This window comes from Acinetobacter sp. MYb191 (assembly GCF_037572605.1).
Classification (GTDB): Bacteria; Pseudomonadota; Gammaproteobacteria; order Pseudomonadales; family Moraxellaceae; genus Acinetobacter; species Acinetobacter johnsonii.
Map to the genome: position 1 here is coordinate 1 of NZ_JBBGZP010000003.1, position 529 is coordinate 529.

The 529-nt window shown below is 51.6% G+C and carries 1 rRNA gene; it reads left to right on the plus strand.

Annotated features, from left to right (window positions below):
* Positions 1-529, plus strand: a 16S ribosomal RNA gene (locus WH214_RS00055); the annotation flags it as partial.

The following is a 529-nucleotide window of genomic DNA, read 5'->3' on the forward strand; positions in this document are numbered from 1 at the left end:
CTCTAGGATAGTGGACGTTACTCGCAGAATAAGCACCGGCTAACTCTGTGCCAGCAGCCGCGGTAATACAGAGGGTGCGAGCGTTAATCGGATTTACTGGGCGTAAAGCGTGCGTAGGCGGCTTCTTAAGTCGGATGTGAAATCCCTGAGCTTAACTTAGGAATTGCATTCGATACTGGGAAGCTAGAGTATGGGAGAGGATGGTAGAATTCCAGGTGTAGCGGTGAAATGCGTAGAGATCTGGAGGAATACCGATGGCGAAGGCAGCCATCTGGCCTAATACTGACGCTGAGGTACGAAAGCATGGGGAGCAAACAGGATTAGATACCCTGGTAGTCCATGCCGTAAACGATGTCTACTAGCCGTTGGGGCCTTTGTGGCTTTAGTGGCGCAGCTAACGCGATAAGTAGACCGCCTGGGGAGTACGGTCGCAAGACTAAAACTCAAATGAATTGACGGGGGCCCGCACAAGCGGTGGAGCATGTGGTTTAATTCGATGCAACGCGAAGAACCTTACCTGGTCTTGACA